Annotated in this window: 12 protein-coding genes and 1 pseudogene; 11 read left to right on the plus strand and 2 right to left on the minus strand. The window is 52.8% G+C overall.

Annotated features, from left to right (window positions below; all coding sequences use genetic code 11):
* Positions 1-125 precede the first annotated feature (125 nt).
* The 4 genes from JJQ72_RS16080 (at position 126) to JJQ72_RS16090 (ending at position 4,385) form a co-directional block, all read left to right on the plus strand.
* Positions 126-1,766: an extracellular solute-binding protein gene (locus JJQ72_RS16080; protein ID WP_208204301.1), complete on the plus strand. Its 1,641-nt coding sequence runs from the start codon at positions 126-128 to the stop codon at positions 1,764-1,766.
* A 342-nt stretch (positions 1,767-2,108) separates the two neighbouring features.
* On the plus strand, positions 2,109-3,743 hold the full coding sequence (locus JJQ72_RS16085; RefSeq protein WP_208204302.1) for an extracellular solute-binding protein: 1,635 nt from the start codon (positions 2,109-2,111) through the stop codon (positions 3,741-3,743).
* Between the two features lie 8 nt (positions 3,744-3,751).
* The gene (locus JJQ72_RS20900; protein ID WP_407669144.1) at positions 3,752-3,826 is read left to right on the plus strand and encodes a hypothetical protein; all 75 of its coding nucleotides are present in this window, start codon (positions 3,752-3,754) and stop codon (positions 3,824-3,826) included.
* A gap of 265 nt (positions 3,827-4,091) precedes the next feature.
* Positions 4,092-4,385, plus strand: a complete 294-nt coding sequence (locus JJQ72_RS16090; RefSeq protein ID WP_208204303.1) for a hypothetical protein — start codon at positions 4,092-4,094, stop codon at positions 4,383-4,385.
* A gap of 110 nt (positions 4,386-4,495) precedes the next feature.
* Here JJQ72_RS16090 and JJQ72_RS16095 read toward each other — a convergent pair whose 3' ends face one another.
* The gene (locus tag JJQ72_RS16095) at positions 4,496-5,167 is read right to left on the minus strand and encodes a L,D-transpeptidase family protein (RefSeq protein ID WP_208204304.1); all 672 of its coding nucleotides are present in this window, start codon (positions 5,165-5,167) and stop codon (positions 4,496-4,498) included.
* Between the two features lie 329 nt (positions 5,168-5,496).
* Here JJQ72_RS16095 and JJQ72_RS20555 point away from each other — a divergent pair.
* From JJQ72_RS20555 to JJQ72_RS16110, 4 genes and pseudogenes are all read left to right on the plus strand, one after another.
* A pseudogene (locus JJQ72_RS20555) lies at positions 5,497-5,676 on the plus strand (SAP domain-containing protein); the annotation flags it as partial.
* A 306-nt stretch (positions 5,677-5,982) separates the two neighbouring features.
* A complete protein-coding gene (locus JJQ72_RS16100) occupies positions 5,983-6,795 on the plus strand; it encodes a sugar phosphate isomerase/epimerase family protein (protein WP_243896132.1) in 813 nt (270 codons plus the stop codon).
* A 220-nt stretch (positions 6,796-7,015) separates the two neighbouring features.
* Complete coding sequence (locus JJQ72_RS16105; protein ID WP_208204305.1) at positions 7,016-13,150, plus strand: S-layer homology domain-containing protein; 6,135 nt, start codon at positions 7,016-7,018, stop codon at positions 13,148-13,150.
* A gap of 209 nt (positions 13,151-13,359) precedes the next feature.
* Positions 13,360-15,714 carry a beta-galactosidase gene (locus JJQ72_RS16110; RefSeq protein WP_138224097.1) on the plus strand — a complete coding sequence of 785 codons (2,355 nt, stop codon included), beginning with the start codon at positions 13,360-13,362 and terminating at the stop codon, positions 15,712-15,714.
* 81 nt (positions 15,715-15,795) lie between these two features.
* On the opposite strand, the gene JJQ72_RS16115 is transcribed toward JJQ72_RS16110, so the two are convergent.
* Positions 15,796-16,599: a helix-turn-helix domain-containing protein gene (locus tag JJQ72_RS16115; RefSeq protein WP_208204306.1), complete on the minus strand. Its 804-nt coding sequence runs from the start codon at positions 16,597-16,599 to the stop codon at positions 15,796-15,798.
* Between the two features lie 147 nt (positions 16,600-16,746).
* Here JJQ72_RS16115 and JJQ72_RS16120 point away from each other — a divergent pair, with 147 nt between their 5' ends.
* The 3 genes from JJQ72_RS16120 (at position 16,747) to JJQ72_RS16130 (ending at position 23,806) form a co-directional block, all read left to right on the plus strand.
* Positions 16,747-18,993: an FAD-dependent oxidoreductase gene (locus JJQ72_RS16120; RefSeq protein WP_208204307.1), complete on the plus strand. Its 2,247-nt coding sequence runs from the start codon at positions 16,747-16,749 to the stop codon at positions 18,991-18,993.
* A 69-nt stretch (positions 18,994-19,062) separates the two neighbouring features.
* Positions 19,063-20,628 (plus strand): sulfatase-like hydrolase/transferase, encoded by a 1,566-nt coding sequence (locus JJQ72_RS16125; protein ID WP_208204308.1) that lies wholly within the window; start codon positions 19,063-19,065, stop codon positions 20,626-20,628.
* Positions 20,629-20,788: 160 nt separating this feature from the next.
* Positions 20,789-23,806, plus strand: a complete 3,018-nt coding sequence (locus JJQ72_RS16130) for a glycoside hydrolase family 2 TIM barrel-domain containing protein (RefSeq protein WP_208204309.1) — start codon at positions 20,789-20,791, stop codon at positions 23,804-23,806.
* The last annotated feature ends 191 nt before the right edge of the window (positions 23,807-23,997 follow it).

The raw sequence follows: 23,997 nt of genomic DNA on the forward strand, positions 1-23,997 counted from the left end.
TGGCGATTTTGGCTGATTGCGGGCAGCAGCTGTTGTCTGCTATTGTGATCTCACAACCAGATGTAAGCGCTTCATAAATGACGAGGGTCATGATAGACAAACCATTATTTTGGGAGGTTGTACACATGAGAAAGAAATGGCTGGTCCCCTGTGTAAGCGTAATGGCTGCAATGTCGCTGTTCATCGGGGGGTGCTCAGGAGGAGGCAGCACACCGACGGCTGCGGAGAAACCTAAGACTCAGGGGGAAACGCCGAACGCGAATGCGAATGCAGAGGACAAATTCAAGTTTCCACTGGCGGAGCCGGTGAAGCTAAAGGTTCTGGCCAATACGGCGCCGCAGGTCAAGAAGGACTACAATGAAATGCAGATGTTCAAAGAGCTGAATGAGATGACCAATGTAGACGTGGAATGGACTCAGGTAGGCTGGGAGCATCTGGCGGAGAAGAAAAACATTATTATCGCGAGCGGCGATCTGCCGGACGTATTTTACGGACGGGGTGTGCTGCTGGATCAGGAGATCGTCAAGCTGGGCAGTCAGGGTGCTCTGATTCCACTGGAGGGCATGATTGAGCAGTATGCGCCTAATCTGCAGAAGGTGTTCGAGCAGCGTCCGGAGTTCAAGAAGATGCTTACCGCACCGGACGGTCATATTTACACGCTTCCAACCTTTGTCGAAAGAGATTTCAATGAAATTGGATCTGTCCTGTTCATTAACAAGAAATGGCTGGATCAGCTCGGACTGTCTATGCCAGAGACAATTGATGACTTCTATAACGTCTTGAAAGCGTTTAAAGAGAAGGATCCGAACGGAAACGGCAAGCCGGATGAGGTTCCATTCTCCTTCCTCTTTAACAATGCCCAGAATGGGGCGAATGCTCTGGCAGGCTCTTTTGGCATCAAGCTGGATGATCCGCGCAACAATCTGTATGTGGACAACGGCACTGTGAAGTATGCGCCGGAGCAGCCGGAGTACGAGAACTACATGCAGTATATGAACAAGCTGTTCAAAGAGAAGCTGATTGATCCGGAGGTCTTTACTCATGACCAGAACACGTATCTGACGAAGGTGCGCAGTGAGGATGTTCCGATCGGTTCATTCTTCACCTACTCCAACCAAGGAGCATTTGGCACGTTCAATGAGGATTATGTTCCTGTGCTGCCGCTGAAGGGCGCCAACGGCGAGCAAGGCTGGCTGCGGATGCCGGTATCGCTCAGCAAGGGAGCATTCGCTATTACGTCCAATAACAAACACCCGGAAGTAACGCTGAAATGGATGGACACGATGTATGAAGAAAAGCTGAGCTTCCAGTTCGAGGTAGGACCGATTGGTTTGACCGTGAAGGAGAATCCGGATGGTACCTTTGACAAGCAGCCGGTTCCGGAAGGCATGAATTCCGGTGACTTTAAGCACTCGGAGGCCCCGGGCAACGGCGCTGCGGTAATGGTGCTGAAGGATATGGTAGATCGACTGATTGATGATCAGGCGGATGAGAAGCGGGAGCATTACAAGATGTATATGCCGTTTGCATCTACTGAGCTCATTCACGATATGCTGTGGTCTGCTGAAGACGGCGAGACGCTTGCTGCCATTAACCTGGATCTGAATGGCAAGAACGGTTACTATGCCAGCACCTTTGCCAAATTCGTTATGAACGGCTTCAGCGATGCCGATTGGGATAAACACCTGGCTCAGCTGAAGAAGCTGAGAGTGGATGAGTATGTAGCTCTTTATCAGAAATACTATGATGCAGCAAACGGGAAATAAATCTTATATGAGCGTCTGGTTCCTGAGAGCATAATGGTTCCAGCCGAAGCCTGAAGAGGGGCTGCTCCCGAAAGATTTCAAATCTCCGGGGAGCAGTCCCTTTATATTGCCTGTAATTTGCCCTTAGAGCGTTCCAAATCCCTCTGCTGAATTTAACCAATTGGGGGTTAAGAAGCTGAAAAGCTTGATACAGGAGGCTTTTTAGAACTACAAGGTTTCGCATATGTCTGGCGATTTTGGCTGATTGCGGGGAGGTTCCATTCTCTGCTAATGTTATATGTAAGCGCTTTATTAATGAGAAAGGTCATGGTAGATAATCCATCATTTCGGGAGGTTATACACATGAGAAAAAAATGGCTGGTCCCCTGTGTAAGTGTAATGGCTGCGATGACGGTGTTCATTGGCGGGTGCTCGGGAGGAGGCAGTACGCCGACGGCTGCGGAGAAACCGAAGGCTCAGGGAGAAGCACCGAGCGCGGGCGCAGAGAACAATCTCAATTTTCCATTGGCGGAGCCGGTGAAGCTAAATATTCTCGCCAATACAGCGCCGCAGGTTAAAAAGAACTATAACGAAATGCAGATGTTCAAAGAGCTGAAAGAGATGACGAATGTCGATGTAGAATGGACTCAGGTAGGCTGGGAGCAGTTGGCTGAGAAGAAGAACATTGTTATTGCCAGTGGAGACCTGCCGGACGCATTTTACGGCCGCGGCGTACTGCTGGATCAGGAAATCGTGAAGCTCGGCAGCCAGGGAGCTATTATTCCACTGGAGGATCTCATCGAGCAGCATGCGCCGAACGTGAAAAAGGTGTTCGAGCAGCGCCCTGATTTCAAAACGATGCTGACGGCTACCGACGGTCATATCTACTCTTTGCCTACGTTCGTGGAGCGTGATTTTAACGAAATCCCTTCCGTGCTGTTTATTAACAAGAAGTGGCTGGACCAGCTGGACATAGCAGTTCCTACGACGACAGACGAATTCTATGAAGCTCTGAAAGCGTTCAAGGAGAAAGACCCGAATGGCAACGGCAAGGCAGACGAGGTTCCATTCTCCTTCCTGTTCAACAATGCACAGAACGGCTCGAACTCGCTGGCTGGCTCCTTCGGGATTAAACTGGATGATCCGCGAAACAACCTGTATGTGGATAACGGCACCGTTAAATATGCTCCGGAGCAGCCGGAATATCAGGCATACCTGGAATACTTGGGCAAGCTGTTCAAGGAAAACCTGGTGGATCAGGAAGTGTTCACGCATGACCAGAATACGTACCTGACAAAGGTAAGAAGCACGGATGTTCCGATTGGCGCCTTCTTCGGTTTCTCGAAGATAAGCATCTTTGGGGGCCTGAATGAGGATTATGTGCCGGTTCCTCCGCTGAAGGGACCGGATAATAAGCAAGGCTGGCTGCGGATGCCGGCTGCGGTGAGCAAAGGCTCCTTTGCCATCACTTCTTCAAATGAGCATCCGGAAGTGACGATGAAGTGGATGGATGCCATGTTTGAAGAAATGCTGAGCTTCCAGTTTGAAATTGGCCCGATTGGTTTGACGGTGAAGGAAAACTCGGATGGCACGTTCGAGAAAATGCCGATTCCGGACGGCATGAACTCGGGTGACTTCAAGCACTCTGAGGCTCCAGGAAACGGCGCAACCGTCATGGTTCTGAAGGATATGGTAAAGCGTCTTATTGACGAGCAGGCGGATGAGAAGCGGGAATATTATGAAATGTATGATCCGTTCGCATCCAGGGAGGTTATTCAGGATATGCTGTGGTCCGCCGAAGACGGCGAGAAGCTGGCTGCCATTAACCTGGACTTGAACGGTAGAAATGGATACCATGCCAGCACCTTTGCCAAATTCGTTATGAACGGCTTCAGCGATGCCGATTGGGATAAACACCTGGCTCAGCTGAAGAAGCTGAGAGTGGATGAGTATGTAGCTCTTTATCAGAAATACTATGATGCAGCAAACGGGAAATAAATCTTTACATCAAGCTGATCCCGTATTTCTCCTGGGCGAACCGGGAGGAAAGTGATATGAGCGTCTGGTTCCTGAGAGCATAATGTGTTCCCGCCGAAGCCTGAAGAGGGGCTGCTCCCGAAAGATTTCAAATCTCCGGGGAGCAGTCCCTTTATATTGCCTGTAATCTGCCCCTTAGAGCGTTCCAAATCCATCTACAGCAATACAAGGACCACAAATGATTGTTGTTTTACACAAACTTCTTGACGCTACCAAAATGAGTTAGGCAGAGGTTCCATTGATTGTCATAGTAAGTAGAACGACTGGATAGAAGGTAGACCGCTAAAAAAATTATTGGCTCTTTATGTGGTGTCAATCATTATTTTTACGGGCTTGGGAGTTTATTATTATGCTAACCTACCGGCCTATACCTACGAAGAAGCGGTAAAGAAAGTGGAAGCGTATGAATCACAATCCGGAAAATCTGTTCAAGTACAAATTCCAGAGCATAGGGAAGATAAACTTGGCGTCGGAAAGCGATCTTACTTAAGTACAACTCACTATACCTACCACATCTATGTAACTGTCGAAGGAGAGTCAGTGACGCATCGCTTTGACCCATTGAATGGCGAATTTGAGCCATCGGCACGTAAGTTGAAATGAAATTAGGAGCCATTCCTGTAATGAATTAATTTGCGGTTTGAAACAAAAAAGCGCCTCCTGTATGCTGGGTCATGGAATGTGTACGGGTTACCTAATCTTTATTCATCCTACTATTTCGCAACGAATTGTTTGCTGTCTTTATTAAAAATATATTCTGTGGTTAATGTATCACCCTGTCCTTCTGTATTTCTCGTGGTTACGACCAGCTTTTCGCTTTTATTCATTGGAATACTATCTTTTTCATAATTGATAGTATCCTGGACCTTTTCAGCATTTTTAAAAGTGATTGCAAATGCTTCTCCATTTTTTTTATCAATGCCAAAAGCATAAGAATTATAACCTCTTGAAGCTGTATATTCAGGAGTGAGTAAGAAAACGTCCATTGATTCAAAACTGATTTTCTCGAAGGAAATAGGTTGCTCAGAAGGTTGAATAAAAACAATGTTCTGCAAATCTTTTATTTCTTTTTTATCCTCATTATGTTTGTAAATCACGGAGTAATGACCTTGGTAATAGAAGTCGCCTTCTTTCCCTAGAACACTAGGTGTAGTGACATGTCCAATTGCCTCTTTTCCATCTGAAACAACATATAACTCACCATTATCTGTATCTATCTGTGCTCGAATGGTAGGGGTTTTCTGGTTAATATCAATCTTAACTACATTAGCATAGGGCGAATCCGGAGTTTGACTTTTAATTTCATCTCTCTCATTCGTCGCTGTCGATGTTTTCCCTGTTTTATGAATCGTTTTATCTGAACTTTCAGTGCTACATCCAGACATTAAAATACTTGCTACAACTATGGAACTTAAAAAAACTGAATACTTCTTAAAAATTAAAATCGCTTCCCTTCTAAATGTTAGTCTATTCTACAAAGATTACTGTAAATCATACATAACCCATAAAAGTTGATAAAATGTAATTAATTTCTTAAAAAAGAGTGAATTACTAATTGTACTGCCAACATAAAGGAGTTGCAGGATTATTACTAATACTACGTATAGTTTAGAAAGGCTGTTTTCGTAAACTTTGTTGCTTTTGATTATGATTATTTTTGATTACAAGAACAATTGTTCTATAATTGAAATGATTGAATATGGAGATGTGGAATATGAGACCAAATCTAACACAAGATATTAGTGTAGATAGTTTTAAAGATTTCTATTGGTTGAAAGAAGAATTACAGTCATTTTGCAGGGGAAATGGAATAAGTGCTTCGGGTTCAAAAATAGAGATTTCCAATAGGATTGAAACATTTCTTCGAACAGGAGAAATAAAAAAACCTATTAGGTGCTATTGTTTCAAATGGCTAAATGTACCTTGATGAATTTCCTTGATCACGTCTTTGAGATCTATTCCATGATTATTTAGAATCATGATGGAATTTTAAGCTCTGAAGGACGCAAAAGGTCGGTAAAGTGCAACATCCTATCGGTAACGTTTAAATCCAAGCCTTGAAAAGGATTGTATATTGTATATTGAAGGAAGTGTAATCTGATACACTGTATGGAGCCGCTTGCACATGCAGCTGTCGTAAGCGGAGAAGAGGCCCCGTCAAGTGAGGGTGCGTTACAGACATCAGAGGAGGGAATATGCAATGATGAAGCTGAATGTGTATATGGCGTTATGGGGCTTGCATGGAAGCTTTGAGGAGCTGTGCAGCAAGGCCGCAGAGGCCGGCTTTACGGGTATTGAATGTCCGCTGCCGCCGCAGGAGCGGGAAGAGGAATTTCGGAAAGCGTTACAGTCTCATTCGCTGGGGTATATCGCTCAGGTGGTTAGCGGCGGAGACAGCGTGGAGGACCATATCCGAAGCTTTCAGGAACAAGTGGAGAGAGCAGCGGCATTCCAGCCGGTACATATCGTTTCGCACAGTGCGAGGGACCGTATGAGCGATGCCGAGCAGGATACATTTTTCGAAAGCGCTCTGCGTACCGAGGAACAGCATGGGATGATTATTGCTCATGAAACTCATCGTCACCGGGCCATGTTTACCCCATGGACGACGGCGAGGCTGCTGCGCAAGTTCCCGGAGCTGAAGATTACCGCGGATTTCAGTCACTGGACGAATGTGTGTGAATCGCTCCTGGGAGATCTGGAGGAGGATTTGGCTCTCGCCATCCGGCATACTCATCATATTCACGGCCGGATTGGTCATACCCAGGGGCCGCAGGTTCCGCATCCGGGCGCGCCGGAATGGACCCGGGAGCGGGAATGCTTCGAAGGCTGGTGGGAGTCTATGCTAAAGCACCGCTCAGAGCAGGGAGAAACGGTAACGACCTTTACGCCTGAATTTGGACCGGTGCCTTACATGCCGACCCTGGCGTTTACGAATCAGCCGGTGTCGAGTCTATGGGAGGTTAATCTCTGGATGGCCCATCGTGCTGGGGAAAGGTTCGCGTCCTTATAGTCTGATACGAATGGCCGGGGGGCTCTCGTCGAGAGGCCTCCGCTTTGTCATGGCATGCAGTATGCCAAATCGGGATAAAGCCCCAAACCCCTTATGCAGCAAGGGGTTTGGGGCTTTCCTGTTTTCGCATACGCCCGCAAAAAACCGCTGATTGTAGACAGGTTAAGGAATGAAGTACCATAAGTTCACAAAATGTAAACGCTTTTATAAGGAGGCCGACATGAAAAGATTATTGTCCTTATTTTTGAGCCTGAGTCTCATTGCAGCATTGGTGGTTCCACCTGCTCCGCTGCAAGCTGCCGTGATTGCGGATGCACAGCAGCTTATGGAGTATCTGCGCACGAAAGTGGACGCAGGCGGGGATGCAACCAAGATTAAACTGGCTGACGCCAATGCAACGGTGCAGGTCAGTACTCCTGTGACGCTGAACGAGACCTTTAACGTACCGAGCGGCGTGAAGCTGCAGCTATTCTTAAAGATCGGCATTCAGGATGAAATGATAGTAGACGGGAAGCTGCAGGACAGCCGGGGCCTTGATTTTCGCCGGGACGGTGTTGTCGGCACCGGCACGGGCTCGGTGCTGCTGAATTCGGGAAGCAGCTACTACCAGCAAGGCGCTGAGATTGTAGGAGCGGCCGGCGTCATTCAGTCGGGTCCGAATTCCAGCGTAAAGCTGCTGGCGAACAGCCGGCTGTACGTAGCCTCCGGGACGGTTACCGTGCCGGCCGGCAAGACGGTGACATCAGACATGTTCAAGGTGATTGAGGTTGCAGAGGGAGCCAAACTCGAGGTTAACGGAGTCATCAATAACGACGTTGCCTTGATCCTGCCTTCCCCTCCAGGATCCGGTCCGACAGCAGACAAGGCAGCACTGGTCCAGGCGATCTCTGCGGCGATGGCGAACAAGAACGCCACGGCAGTCAGCGTGGACGGCAGTGAGGTGCCATCCACCGGAAAATGGGTCACTGCCTCGGCTGCAGATGCTTTCATGACAGCCATTCAATCGGCTATCGGCATTAGAGACGATGAAGCGGCCACACAGAGTCAGGTCACGGAAGGTGAGGCTGCATTGACAGCCGCAGTCCAAGCCTTTGATGCTGCCAAGCAGAATGGCACGCGTACAGGTGTGCCTGCCGAGATCAAGACGGCACAGGATCTGGCGGATGCGCTGAAGCATATCACAGTGGATAATACGAAGGTGAAGCTAAGCGGAAATACCGTGGAGCTGTATGAAGCCATCACTATTGGAGAGCCGATGTCTATTCCGGCGGGCGTGAAGCTGCAAAGCTTTGCCGACCTGACGGTGAATACATCGGTCACTGTACTCGGCACCGTTCAGGACAGCCGTACACCGGACAAACGGGGAGCAGGTCTTGCCGGTAACGGCTCCGGTGCCGTGGTGTTCCGCACGGGGAGCAGTTACTATCAGCAGGGCACCGAGGTGGTAGGTCCAAACGGTATATTCAAGCTGGGTTCAGACTCTAGCGTAGAGGTGCAAGGAAATCATCATATGCGCATCGCTTCCGGTATAGTTACGCTGGCGAAGCCGGTGGAAGCGTCAGTGGTGCAGCGGATTACGGTAGCCTCTGAAGCCGTATTTAATGCCGTCTCTTCCCATATTGGAGCCGGTGTGGACTATACGCCGGTTAGCGCTGGCCTGGTCAGGCTGAATGAGCTGATCCGGCTGGCAGCGGCGAATCTGGACTCCACGCCGGTCAGCGTGGACGGGGCGGGACTTACGTCGGATCAATACTGGGTCACCCAAACGGACCAAGATGCCCTCGCAGACCGTGTGGATGCCGCAATCGTGACGAAGAACAACAGCTCAGCGGCGGAGAGTGATTATCAGACTGCCGCTGCCACATTAGAGGCTGCCGTTCAAGCCTTTAACGCTGCGAAGCAGCCAGGGGCGGTGCAGGCCGCAGAGATTACGACGGCAGAGGAGCTCCTGACGGCCCTGAACGGGCTGAGCGGCAGCGCAGAGCCTGTGGCTAAACGCTTGGCCGATGAGAGGGTAGGCGAGAAGACGTTCCAGGTCGTGGAAGTGTTCAAGCCGGTAACGGTAACGAAAAAGCTGACGGTGCCCGCGAACGTGCGGCTGAAGTTCACGGCTCAGATGACGGTTCATGCCATGATCCAGGTCAAGGGTCAGCTGCAGGACTTCCGGGACGAGGGCTTCATTATCGGCAATGGTATTGTCGGAGGAAGCGGCATTGGCTCTGCCGTGTTTGAGCCGGGCAGTGCGATGTATATCAAGGGCAAGGGCGAAACGATTGGGAACACCGGGATGCTCCGGGTAGAGCCAAACTCCACTCTCAGCATGTATGCAAAGAATCGCATGGAGATTACATCAGGTAAAGCAACGGTCTTGAAGCCGCTCATCACATCACTGACCACGGATTTGAGCGTACAGTCAGGTGCGGAGCTGACGGTGATCGGTTCCATTCCGAAGGAGATTGCCGTGCAATCCAGCGGAACCTACATCGATGCTAGCATTACCAATACAGAGTCCAAGCTGGGTATGGTTGGACAATCAGCTGAATCCTCGGATGAAGAGGCTCTGACCGCCAAGATTCAGTACGGACGCATCTATCTGACCGTCAAGTCGATGGAGCAGAATAAGGTGACCGTGACTGTGAAGGCGGAGGATGGCCGGACGGCGACGGTTGAAGCGGACTTAAAGAATGGCGGCGTTATATCGAAGAGTATTTTGAAATACGGCGCATTGTCCGCCGCGGAGCTCAAAGCACGCATTCAGTCCAAGATTAGCGAGCTCGAAGCTTTGATCCTGCAAGCACAGGCCCGCAAGCTCGATACCGAGCGGGAGAAGGGTGCGGTCTGGTTCGCGAAAGAGTATGACAAGTATGCCGATTGGGATGAGAAAAATATAGATGTGAACAAAAAGATGTTCGGCGTGATTCCATCCTACAGCCCGGGCGGCAAGTCACCGGAGCAGCTGGCTCAGGAGCTGCCGGAGTTCCAGCGGACAGAAGTCATCGCGCTGCTGGATACGGCGATTGCCGAGCTGACCGGAGTGCTGAACGGCTCAATTGTGCGGCGGCCGGTTCGGCTCGTGGATTGGGACGGCATTGAGCTGAAGGGAAGTAATTTCTACAGTGAAGGCAAGCCGGTGTTCCTGCACGACTATTTCTCCAAGCCGCTTGATGTGCCGAAGAACAACGCAACCCTGTACAATGACTATCTCGGCAAAATCGACCTGCCCAAATCCATCAATCCTAGCTTTGTAAGCGATGAAAAGGGTGCGCCGACGGCAGACAAGTATGGTGATTTACAGAATCGTCCAAGCAACAATATGGGCTATACCATCTTGTGGCATGATCCTGCTCCGGCCTGGGCGACCAGCAAGCACGGGGAGACGCTGCGTGACGGTATTACGACGTTTACGAAATACGATATTAATCACCCGGAAATTCGTTCGATTTGGAGCCATGTGCTGAAGCAGACCGGACCCATCACGAGCGGAAAGCCTTATACGGAGCTGGGATATTTGCTGGCGAACGAGCCGCACTGGTTCCTGGAGAAGGGCCACTGGGCAACTCCTAGAAAAGCAAACGGTCAAGAGGGGATTTCCGACCTTGCTCTGAAGCAATTCGCGGAGTGGCTGGAGGAGCGCCATCAAACACTGAGCAATCTGAATGCTTTGTGGGGAACGAGCTATGCAAGCTTTGATGCCGCTGCGCAGAGCGTCATTCCTATGGATAAAAAGTATAAAGGCACACCGATCGGCTATGATGTCAGCCTGTTCAATATGGAGCGGGGAACAGAATGGCTGGGCTTCCTTCATGAGCAGGTGAAGGCAAATGATCCGCAGGCGAATACGCATATTAAGATTATGCCGGACTTGTTCGTAGAGGACAATCGGACCCATGGCATCGACTTTGAGAAGCTGACTGAGATGGTCGACATCATTGGCGATGATGCGAAGACCCGGAAGGAGAACTTCAAATCAACCGGACAGGCGGAGGATTGGAAGGAGCACTACTCCTATATGTGGAAAGAGCTGGCCATGTCCTACGACTTTATGTCCTCGGTCAGCCCGGATAAGGCGCATATCAACTCAGAGGTGCATTTCCTGTCCACTGTCGCTTACCGCGATCTGTACATGAAGCCGGAGTATGTACGCAACACCTACTGGCTGGCGACACTGCTCGGTATGGATGCGGGTTTTACCTGGTTCTGGGGACGCAATCCGGATGGCTCTATTGAGAATCGTCTGATGACGACCTCGGTGCAGGGACTGCTGGAGTCCTATCCGGGAACGGTGGCTCAGCAGCCACGGGTAGCCAATGAGTTAAGCAAGACGATGATGGATTTGAACGCGTTCTCTGAAGAGATTGTGAAGTTTCAGGAGCAGCGCAAGCCCGTGCGGATCTTCTACTCTGAGACGGCGGCCATTAATGATACGCATTATATGGAGGATCAATTTGAGCTGTACGAGGCTCTGTTCTTTAACGGAGTGCCGGTCGGGTTTGTGACAGCAAGCATGCTGGAGAAGCAGCCGCATTCCAGCTGGGATGCTGTCGTGATCCGCAAGACCGAGGAAGTGACAGACGCTGAGTTTGAGGCGCTTCAGTCTTATTTGAATGCAGGCGGAACGGTGATTACGGATGATGCCAGCCTGAAGCTAACTCAGTACAAAAAGCCGCGCACAGCATCCTTGACACAAGGAAGCGGTGTGCTGTATCAGCCGGCGGACACATCCCCTGCCAGCCTGGCCAAGCAGGCATTTACTGTGCTGGAGCAGCAAGGCAGTCTGTCACCGGTTAAGCTGATGGAGACGAACCCTTCCAATCAGCGTGGAGCTATGTGGCGTGTTGTGCCACAGGGTGACGACCGTTACATGATGACGGTTGTGAATTTGGGCAAGCACGAGGCTTCCCTGCAGGCGGCGATGGCCGGCAATGCCGCATTTACAGTGACAGACATGATGACAGGCCAAAGCCTCGGCACGTCCTGGACAGTAAAGCCGGAAGGAGTCATGCTGCTGGAGCTTCAAGTGCTGCCACAATCCGGGCAGCCAGGCAGCGGTGACGGCACAGATGGAGGAACAAACGGTGATCCGGGCTCCGGTGGAACTCCTGGCGGAACGACTGGTGGAACTCCTGGCGGAACGGCGGGTGGAGCAGCAGGAGGCGGAAGCTCGGTCCCAGGCAATAGCGGACCTGTTAAACAGCCTGCCGCTCCAGTGAAAGTGACAGCAGACACCATTGTGAACGGTGTTGCGCGCTCCAAGCTGTCTGGCAGCCTGCTGCAAAGTGCAGTGGAACAGGCTGTAAACGGCAGCGTGCGTATCCAGGTAGAGCTGCCGGCTGCCGCCAATGAAGTGCAGCTGCAGCTTCCGGCTTCCAGCGTGAGCGCTGCAGGCAAGGCGCAGATTACCAAGCTGAGTATTGACTCCGGTCTCGCTGTCGTTTCGATCCCGCCGTCCATGCTGCAGAAAGCTTTGAGCCCTAACGCCCAAACCGTAGAGCTCACCGTCAAGAAGACTTCTGTAACGCTGGACAGCGAGAAGGCACGGGCTATTGTCAAAGACAATCCGGTCTACGACTTCACCTTGTCTGTGGATGGCGCGGCAATCAGCCATTTCGGCAATGGGGCATCCGTGGAGCTGCAGCTTCCCTATACGCTGAAGGGAGGCGAGAAGCCGAAGCATGTCGTTGCTTATTACATCAACGACAACAGTGAGCTGACGGCCGTGAAGAACAGCCGCTATGACGAGAAGACGGGAACGCTCGTATTCCATGTGAAGCATTTCAGCTACTATACCGCAGCGTCAGCAAACGTCAGCTTCAAGGATCTTTCAACGGTCCCATGGGCTGAGGAAAGCATTCTGTCTCTGGCAGCGCGGGAAATCGTGCAGGGCACTGGTTCGGGAGCCTTCCAGCCAGCGCAGCAAGTGAGCCGTGCCGAGTTTGTTCAAATGCTCGTCAACGCTTTTGAGCTTGGCTCTGGCGAGAAGGCTGCCTCTACCTTCAGCGACGTGAAGCAGGGAGCCTGGTACAGTGGTGCGCTCGGCACAGCACAGTCGCTCGGCATCATTTCCGGCAAGCCGGATGGCAGCTTCGGTGTTCATGACTCCATCACAAGACAAGAGATGGCAGTCATCGTGCATCGCTTGCTGACAGCAGAGGGGATTTCACTGCCAGAGGGCAACGGTTCTGCAAAGGCCTTTAAGGATGAGGGGCTGATTGCCGGCTACGCGGCAGCCAGTGTGAAGGCCATGCAGGCCTCCGGCTTGCTGCAGGGCTCAGGCAACGGGCAATTTGGTCCGAAGGAGCTCACTACGCGCGCCCAGGCGGCCGTGCTGGTGGAGCGTCTGCTGGAGCTTCCATAAATGCAGGATACAGGAACTAGCAAAGCATAGGAATGAGGCAAAGCATTGGAAAGAAGCCGCTCTACAGCAGAGCGTGCTTCTTTTCCTTCATGCCTTGAAGCTGCTCCATTACAAACTTGAAAAATATATAAAAAATGTATTGACTTAACATCCAATGTTAAATATTCTAAGTGTGAAATTAAATTTTAAATTTAAATGGAGGTGCATGGATGGGAACCAAACAGAAGCTGATCAGCCTGACCTTATGTGTCGGATTGATCATGGGCATGACCGCAGCAGACCGTTTCTCGATCGCGTTCGCTGCTGAAACCCCGAAGCAGGAGGCTGTCAGAAAGCTGGGCGAGCTGAACGCGTTGATCACACAAGCGAAAGGAAGTGGCATTGACACCACCCGGGAGGAAAGTGCGGCATGGATGGCAAGTGAATTTATTAAATACGCAGACTGGGACGCCGCCAACGTTGCGAAGAACAAGGCCCAGTTCGAGCGGGTCAAGCTGTTCCAGAATAATGCGCAGCAGCTGGCGAATGACCTGCCCAATTTTGAGCGCAGAGAAGTCAGTCAGATGCTGGATACAGCCAAAACCGAATTGAATCAGGTCATGAGCGGAGCGGTGACGCGCCGCGCAGTGTCCAAGGTCAACTGGTCGAACATTACGGTGCAGAATGATCAGTTCATGTCAAACGGAAAGCCGGTGTTCCTGTATGATTACTTCTCCAAGCCGCTGAATATTCCAACCTCCGATCCGACACTGTATAACGAATATTTAGGCAAGCTGGATCATCCGAAGGCCATCAGCCCGATCTTCGCGCTGGACGAGGCCGGAACCATCGATCAGACGAAGCTGGCTGATCTGAAGAATCGCCCGACCAATACAGCCGGCTACCTTATGCTGTGGCATGATCCGCTGCCGCAATGGGCAGCCACCAAGTATGGACCAGAGATTTTGAAGGGGCAGAGCTTCTTCACGAAGTATGACATTGACCACCCGCAGGTGCGGGAGATCTGGAAGGATGTCTTCAAGGGAACCATCCCGACGACGGCCGGCAAAAACTACACCAAGCTCGGCTACATTCTCGCCAATGAACCGCACTGGTTTACGGCGAAAGGGCATTGGGCGGCCGTTTCCAATGTTTCTACGTATACGATGAGCAAGTTCAGAACATGGCTTGAGGCCAAGCACGGCACGATTGCCAAGCTGAACGGACTGTGGGGGACAAGCTACAGCAGCTTCAGCCAGGTGAATCTTGCCATTCCACTGGATGCCTCTTACAAGAACACTCCGATCTGGTATGACTGGTCACGCTTCAACATGGATCGGGGAACTGAATGGCTGACCTTCCTGCATGATGAGATTAAGAAATATGATCCTGCAGCCCGGACTCAGCTGAAGCTTATGCCAGACCTCTTCGTGGAGGGCCCTCGGGATCATGGCATCGACTTTGAGGCCCTGACCGAGATGACCGAGATCATCGGCGACGATGCAAAGATTCGCAAGCGGAACATGAACAGCACCGGTCCGGAGAGCTGGGAGTCCAAGTACGCCTACTACTGGGAAGAGATGGCGATGTCGTATGACTTTATGGATTCCGTCAGCCCGAACAAGCCTCACTTTAATTCCGAGGTGCATCTGCTGTCGACAACGCAGTACCGGGATCTGTACATGAAGCCCGAGTATGTGCGCTCCACATACTGGCAGACGACCATTCACGGCTTGAACGGGGGCCTGACCTGGTTCTGGGGCCGTAACGCTGACGGCTCGATCGAGGAGCGGCTGCAGAATGCTACTGGCGGTCTCGGCGAGTCCTATGCGGCTTCGGTAGCCCAGCAGCCAAGAGTGGCGCAGGAGCTGACCAAGACGATGATGGACATGAACGCCTTCTCGAATGAGATCGTCAAGTTCCAGCGGGAGCGTAAGCCGGTTCGGCTGTTCTACTCTGAAGCGGCCGCGATCAACGATTTCAATTACATGCAGGATCAATTTGATCTGTATGAGTCCATGTACTTTAGCGGGGTACCGCTCGGCTTTGCCACGAAGAACATTATTTTCAAGCAGCCGAACTCGGATTGGGATGTCATCGTAGTCCGCAAGACGGAGGAAGTCACCGAAGCGGAATTTAACGCACTGCAAATTTATCTGGATAACGGGGGAACCGTCATCCTGGATGATGTCAGCCTCAAGTTCAATGAATACAAGCAGCCGCGCGCGAAGACCCTGACCGCAGGTACCGGCAAGCTGATCAAGATGACGAACAATGCCGTGTCCGGCATTGCATCCCGAGTAACAACAGAGCTGTCGGCCAAAGGTCAGCTGCCACCGGTGGTCCTGACCGAGAACAATGGCCTGCCTTCCAAGGGAGCCTTCTGGCGGGTTGTGCCGCATGGCACGAACACCTACCTGATGACGATCGTGAACGTCGGAAAGAACACCTCCAATATCAGCCTCAAAATGGCGAACAACAAAAATGTTACCGTCAAAAACCTGATGACCGGCAAAAGCTCGCCAGCGAGCTTCAGCCTCGGTTCAGAGCAGGTGCTGCTGCTGGAGGTGAAGCCGGTGCCGTAAGGCACAGGCCGCGCTGTATCTCAAGTAACAACAAGGGACGCTCCACCGAAGCTTGATTCGGTGGAGCGTCCCTTTCTCTTGCTACCGATACAGCTGCTGCTGATAATCACGCGGCGACAGGCCGGTGACCTGCTTGAACACCCGGCTGAAATAATAGGGGTTCGGAAACTGGAGCTGCTCGCTGATCTGGGATAGGTTCAGCGCTTCGGCGTGCATCAGCTCAATAGCACGCTGGATTTTGAGCTTCCGATAGTATTCATTGATCGTGCTGCCGGTATCGGCTTTGAACACCCGCCCCAAATAGGTGTAGTTCATGCTCAGACGGTCGGCAATTCTCTTGCTGTCAAAGGGCTGCTCCAGCTGCTGCTTCAGGCAGGCGATGATCCGAGAGGAAAGCGCGGAGCCGCGGTGCTTCTCTCTTTGCTGCAGGTCCTGCTGCAGCAGCTCGTACAGCGCCTGATAGAGCAGGCCGTTCATGCGCTCCATGCTGAACGGCGCGGCAGAGCGGTACAGCCGCAGCATGGCGTTCAGGATATCCATAAACGACTCCGGGGAGGACAAGGTAAGCTGCTTCGGCAGAAAGAGCGGCTCTTGCTCTGCCCGGGGCTGAAACGGCGCGAAGGAGACCCAGTACCAGGTCGAGCCGGGCGCGACGGGGGATTTGCCCCAGTGACGGCACTGATTTTTGAGAAAAAAAGCTTGTCCGCTGCTCAAGGTATAGTCAATCTCCTCCTCACACACGGTCACTTCTCCGTCCACGACATACAGCAGGGTATCCATATTCAAGATCCGGTCGACGTGAATCCAGGGCTGCGCCGGCTTGAACACCCCCATTGTAATTAAAGCAGGCAGCTCGCTGCGGTTCATCATGACACGCTGCTCCATGGGGACAACTCCTCCTTTATAGCCTCTATTTAAGAGACATTGTATAGAAGTTGATATAAGATATCAATCTTGCAGTTGCGTGTATTTTTAAAGGCGGGACGCTGGACTATCATATGGATATATGGTAAATGCGAAGGAGGAAGTCTAATGGAATTTACACCAATCAAGGTGGAGCGGGACCTGACGATTGTCGGAGGCGGAATGCCGGGCATCTGTGCGGCGATCCAGGCCGCAAGACTTGGCATGAAAGTATCCTTAATTAATAACCGGGGGTATTTAGGCGGCAATGCAAGCCCTGAGAACCGGATCAATGTGGTCGGCGCCGACGGTGCCCAGGAGTTTAACTTCTACGCCCGGGAGTCGGGCATTATGGAAGAGCTGCGCCTGGAGAATCTGTATCGAAATCCGCAGGGCAATGCGTATTTGTGGGAAACGATTCTGCTGGATTTTGTCCTGGGGGAGCCGAATGTATCGCTGTTTCTGAATACCAACATAGATAAAGTTGAAACCGATGGAAGCGGTAACATCCTGTATGTGTCCGGATCACAGCTGGGCGCGGAGAAGCGCTTTGACTTCTACAGCCCGCTGTTTCTCGACGATACCGGAGACGGGACGGTCGGCTATCTTGCCGGAGCGGAATATCGTACCGGGCGGGAAGCGAAGTCGGAATTTAACGAACGGATTGCTCCGGATGAGGCAGACCAGAACATGCTGCTGAGCACGCTGTCCTGGTACTCCAAAGACACCGGGCGTCCTGCACGGTTCGTGATGCCGGAATTTGCCCAAAGCCTGAAGGTCGAGGAGGCGCTGCAGCACCGCCAGATTCCCGACCGCATCCCGGGGAATTCCCGCTATGAGGCATACCGGATGCAGTGGTTTTACGAAATTGGCCATGGAAAGGACCCCATCCGCGAGAACGAGGAAATTATGCAAAACCACAGAGAGCTCGTCTACGGGATCTGGAATCATATCAAGAACAGCGGCAATTATGACGCTTCCCAGTACGATTTGGAGTATGTGAGCGGTGTTCCGGGCAAGAGAGAATCCAGAAGGCTGATGGGCGATTATATTCTGACAGAAGAGGATATTGTGGAGCAGAAGGATTTCGAGGATACGATCGGCTTCGGCGGCTGGTCCATCGACCTGCATGCGGTGGAGGGCTTCTTCTCGAAGGATATGACAACCCGCCATTTCGTGCTGCGGGGCGTGTACTCGATTCCCTACCGCAGCTGCTATTCCAAAAATGTAAACAATCTGTTTGTAGCCAGCCGCTGCATGTCCACCACCCACGTGGCCTTTGGTACGACGCGCGTCATGGCTACGCTGGCGGTGCTGGGCCAGTCCTGCGCGGCAGCCGCTCATCTGTGCAAGAAGTACCATGTGCAGCCAAGAGATATTTACAAGCAGCATATGGAGGAGCTGCAGCAGCTGCTGCTGGCGAATGACCAATACATCATCGGGAAGCGCAGCCACGATCCGCTTGATCTGTGCCGTCAAGCTGACATTCAGGTCAGCTCCGTGCAGCCTTCCTTCCTGGAGCAGGCAGATTTCAATCTGCCGCTGGATGGCCGGTACGCGTTCATCGTGCCGGTGAAGGAGCCTGTTCAGCAGCTGGCGCTGCGTCTGAGCAGTCAGAGGGAGGCCCGTCTGCGGTATACCGTTTACGTCCCGAGCAAGCTGCAGAACTACTCGCCGCAGCACAAGCTGTATGAAGGGGAGATTACCGTTCCGGCCAGCTCCGAGCTGCAGTGGGTGAACCTGCCTTTAAGCGGTGAGAGCGAGAACGGCAAGCTGTTCATCGAATTCGAGCCGAATGAGTCGATTCAGCTGGGCATGTGTGATGACGAGCTGAACGGTGTATTTTTCCTCAAAAAGCATGCCATGAACCGCCGCACAACCTTCTGCGATATTGACACCCTGGAAGTGAAGAAAGAAATGTGGCGCGCGGAGAAGGGGCTTCCTTGCTACCGGACGGGTACAGAGCAGGACATCTATAACGGCGGTAACCTGAACAATGGCCTGTCGAGAAACCATGGGCTGCCTAATCTGTGGCTTTCTGCACCGACTGAGGGGGATGAAACCATTACGGTGAGCTTGAAGGAGGCGCGGAACGTCAGCCGCATGCAGCTTGTTTTTGATTCCAATCTCAACTACCACTATGACAACCTGGAGATTTATCAGGATTTCAACATCTTCCCGACCCTGGTCAAGGACTATACCGTCTATGGCAAGAAAAATGGAGCGTACCACGAGCTGATCACCGTAACAGACAATTACAAGCGGGTGAACAAGCTGTCCTTTCAGCCGTTCCTCACGGATGAGCTGAAGGTCGTCTTCCATAAGACGAATGGCGCCAGGCGGGTGGGTGTGTATGAGATTCGCGCCTACGAGTAGCATGGTGTCAGACATGGCGGCGCAAAGGACAATACTGCAGAAGCTGCAGCTAAAGGAGGCAGGAACGGGATGGCCAAGAAGCCGCATGTGTTTTTTATAATGACGGATGAATTGCGGGCCGACACGCTGGGATTCCGGGGCCACAGCACGGTGCAGACGCCTCATCTGGATCAATTCGCCAAGGACTGTGCTGTATTTACGAATGCGTATACGAGCTGCCCGATGTGCGCTCCGGCGCGGGTCAGTCTGGCTACCGGACGCTACGGTCTCAGTCACGGCGTGCTGGACAACGCCTTCGCTCCGGTGGAGGATGAGCACTCGCTGTACAGCACCATGAGTCAACACGGGTATCACACGATCAACTACGGCAAAATCCACTTTAACACACCGGGCACCTTCGGCTTTGAGGAGCATTACCCCCGCGGCCAGTTTGCCGGCGGAGAGGTCGGGGTGTTCGGCGTTACGAATCGCGAGCTGCTGAAGAACAGTGTCTACAAAAAAAATGAAGGCGAGGTTTCACTCGTCATCCACGGCGTTAATCCGCAAAAGCCCGGGGAAACGGCCGACTCGCTGCTGACCACAGCGTATGTAGAGCGGCTGAACGACCTCAAGGACAGTGAACGGCCGCTGTTCCACCGGCTGTCGATCATTGATCCGCATACGCCGTATTTTCCGGCAGAGCCTTATGCATCGATGTATGACTACCGGGAAATGCGACTGCCGGATACGTGGAAGGAGGATCTCTCCACCAAACCGCTGCTGCACCGTTATTATTACCGGGCGCGGGGGTTTGACCGCTTGACGGAGGAGGATTACCGCCGCAGCCTGGCCAGCTATTACGGCCTGGTTACGCATGTGGATGACCGGGTCGGGCAGGTGCTGGGCAGACTGAAGGAGCTCGGGCTGTACGAGGATTCCATCATCGTCTTTACATCGGATCACGGCTCCATGATGGGCGAGCACGGCTTTATCGAGAAATGGGGGATCCTCTATGAAGAGGTGTCCCGGATTCCCCTTCTGATCAAGTTTCCGAAGAGCAGGCACCAGGGAACGTATGAGGCTTTCGCAGAAATTATAGATATTATGCCGACACTCCTGGATGCTGCCGGAATTGACATTCCGGGCGGCGTGCAGGGACAGTCTCTTCTGCCCATGCTCCAGGGAGAGCCGGGAGCCGCCAAGGATGAGGTGTTCGGGCATATTTTTACAGGCGGCTTGCAGCGCGAGCCGGCGCTGATGATCCGCAAGGGAGCCTGGAAGCTTACCTGGTATCCGGGGCAGGAAGAGCTGCACGACCGGCTGATGAACGACCACTATCTGAAGTACACACATATGTTCCTCGAAGACGTGGTGGAGGGCGAGCTGTATCACCTGGATCAGGACCCCGGGGAGACACATAATCTGTTCCAGGACCCCGCCCATGCCGCCGTCAGGGAGGCACTGCTGCAGCGGCTTCTAGCCTGGCGGGCGGGCCTTGGGCCGCTGGCTGATCTTGACGATATGCAGCAGGCCCGTAATACGGTGAACAGCTATCATCTGCTGCAGGGAGACAATCTGGCCCGTATGCAGACCCTGATGCGGGCCGGCGGAACAATCAAGCAGCTGGGGCGAGCCGGCGCAGAGAAGTCAAGATAGTACTACTTCAGCAACGAGGTAAAAATAGTACTACTATTGTGAGGGTATGTGCATGGGAAAAGAGACCGCACAGCAGATATGATGGGAATAAGGCCTGCGATGCCGAGGTCAGGTATCCGGGTCTTGGAAACATCATTTTTTGTACTCGGGAGGTTATTTAATGAAGGATCTGCAGAAGGTCTGGGAAAATCTTGACGTGCTTCATCTCAATCGGGAAGCCCCGAGAGCTTACTATATACCGTATGCCAATACAGAATCGGCAAGACAGGGGAAGCGCGGCAAATCCCCTTTTTACCAAACCCTGAATGGACAATGGAAGTTCCGCTACCACCGCAGTGTGCAGGAGGTGAAGGAGGCTTTTTACGAGGAGGCTTATGATTACTCTGGCTGGGACGACCTGCTGGTGCCTTCCTGCTGGCAGTCTAACGGGTATGACCAGATGCAGTACTGCAATGTGAATTATCCGATTCCGTGCGATCCGCCCTTCGTCCCGGACGAGAATCCGGCGGGGCTGTACATCCGGGAATTTAACGTATCCGGCGATTGGAAGGACCAGGCAGCGCATGTCGTCTTTGAAGGCGTGAATTCCTGCTTCTATTTGTGGGTGAACGGTGCGTTTGTCGGCTATAGCCAAGGCAGCCGCATTCCGGCGGAATTCGATCTGAGCTCCTATGTGCGCAGCGGCAAGAACCGCATGGCCGTTATGGTGCTCAAATGGTGCGACGGCACCTATCTGGAGGATCAGGATGCCTGGCGTTACTCGGGTATTTTCAGAGATGTGTATCTGCTTGCCCGCAGTCAGGAAAGAATCCGCGACGTGTTCTATCAGGCTGATTTATCGGCGGACTACAAGCAGGCCTCACTGCGCTGCGATGTCGAGAGCCATGGCAGTGTGGAGGTGCAGGTTCAGCTGCTGGATGCAGCGGGGCACGAGGTCAGCTCCAGCACGGCCCGGGTGAAGGGTAAGGAAACGCTGCGCCTGGACATCGCAAGCCCGGTGCTGTGGAGTGCAGAGAATCCGTATTTGTATTCGCTGCTGGTCAGCGGTGCGGGTGAAGTGCTGCATTTTCATGTCGGACTCCGCAAAGTAGAAGTGGTGGACGGCGTATTCCGCATCAACGGCCAAGACATCAAGCTGAAGGGCGTCAACCGTCACGATTCTCATCCGGAGCTGGGACAGACGATTCCGCTGAAGCATATGATTCAGGATTTGAAGCTGATGAAGCAGCATAACATCAACACGATCCGGACCTCCCATTACCCGAATGACCCGAGATTTCTGGATTTATGCAACCAGTACGGCTTCTATGTCATTGATGAGGCGGATTTGGAGGCGCACGGTGTGCTGCATGCCGGAGACTATCATATGCTTACGAAAAATCCGGAGTGGGAAGCAGCCTTCCTCGACCGTGCTGTCCGCATGGTTGAACGGGACAAGAACCACCCGTCCGTAGTGATCTGGTCTATGGGCAATGAATCCGGCTATGGCGTAAATCATATTGCGATGGCACGCTGGACCCGGGAGCGCGACACGACACGTCCCGTGCACTACGAAGGGGCGGCGCTGAAATATAACGGCCATCCTGATACCAGCTGCCTGGATATGAACAGCAGAATGTATGCCACCGTGCAGGAGCTGATTGCTTACGGCAGCGATGAGAGCCAGACCAAGCCCCTGCTGCAATGCGAGTACAGCCATGCCATGGGCAACAGCTGCGGAGACTTGAAGGATTACTGGGACGTGATCTATGCCTATCCGAAGCTGATGGGCGGCTGTGTATGGGAGTGGTGTGACCACGGCATCAAGGCGGAATCCCCGGATGGGCAGACGTTCTATGGCTATGGCGGCGATTTCGGCGATGTGCAGAACGACGGGAACTTCTGTATTGACGGGCTCGTCAGCCCGGACCGGATTCCTCATACGAACCTGCTGGAGCTGAAAAAGGTGATGGCGCCCGTGCTGCTGGAGGCGGAGGATGCCGCCGAGGGCAAGGTTCGCGTAAGTAACCGCTATGACTTTATCGACCTGTCAGATGTCGTCATGAGCTGGAAGGTCGAGCTTGACGGCGAAACCGTGGAGCAGGGAGAATTGCCGTCGCTGCAAACGCCTCCTCATGGCACAGAGATCGTGACCATTCCTTATACGGTTCCTCATACGGCAGGACGCTGGTTCCTTAATCTGTTCGTAACGCAGCGCACCGACAAGCCATGGGCAGCGGCAGGGCATGAGCTGACCAGTGAGCAGTTCGAGCTGCCAATGCCGGCTTCTGTGCCTGCACCGGCTGCCGATCTGCGGATACTGCCGGATATTACGGTAGAGCAGCGGGACGATGAGGTGATCGTGGAGGGCTTTGATTTCCTGCATGTATTCGATCTTCACGCCGGGACATTTACGAAGATCACCAAGCATGGTGTGCCGCTGCTTCAGGGCAGGCCGCAGTTCAGCATTTGGCGGGCGCCCGCTGATAATGACCGCAAGATCAAGGTACTCTGGAGCAAGGAAGGCTATGACCGCGCCATCACGAAGGTCTACCGCGCCGAGGTCACCGAGGTATCAGAGAAGCGGGTACAAATCGAGGTGGACTTCGCACTGACCTGCAACATCAAGCTGCCGCTGCTCAAGGGCAAGGCTGTGTGGGAGGTGGACGGCGCCGGAGCGATCACGCTGAAGACGTCCGTTCAGGTGCGGGAGGATCTGCCGTATCTGCCTCGCTTCGGGCTGCAGCTCGTCATGCCGGCAGGCAATGAGCAGGTGGAGTACTTTGGCTACGGACCGCATGAAAGCTATATCGACAAGCGCCAAAGCGTTAGAAAGAGCAAATATGAGCTGACCGTCGATCAGATGCACCATTCCTATGTTGTGCCGCAGGAGAATGGCTCGCGGTATGGAACAGAGTGGGCTTCTGTCAGCAATGCACTCGGTATGGGCCTTCTGTTCACCAGCCCGGGCTCGGAGTTCTCGTTCCAGGCGCTGCACTACACGCCAGAGGATATGACTCAGGCGAAGCATACGTATTCCTTGCGTAGACGCAAGGAGACGATCGTGCATCTGGATTACAAAATGAACGGGATCGGCTCCAGCTCCTGCGGAACGGATCTCCTGGAGCAGTATCAGCTGAGCGATAAGGACATGGCCTTTGAGCTGCGGATGACTCCCATTCTGACCGAAGACGAATAGCAGCTTTTGCATCTAAGCCGTCCTGATTTCACAGCAGGGCGGCTTTTTTTGTCTGGCGTGCCCAGAAGCACGCATCTTCTAGCCGGTGAAAGTCCGGTCGCGGGAGGGGCCAAGCCCCCGCGTAGCTAGGATACCTGCGTACGGCGAAATCTGTGCGTAGAAGCGTATCGACGAAAGTACCTGTCGGAGAC

This window comes from Paenibacillus sp. F411, from assembly GCF_017582705.1.
In the GTDB taxonomy this organism is placed as follows: domain Bacteria; phylum Bacillota; class Bacilli; order Paenibacillales; family Paenibacillaceae; genus Paenibacillus_AQ; species Paenibacillus_AQ algicola.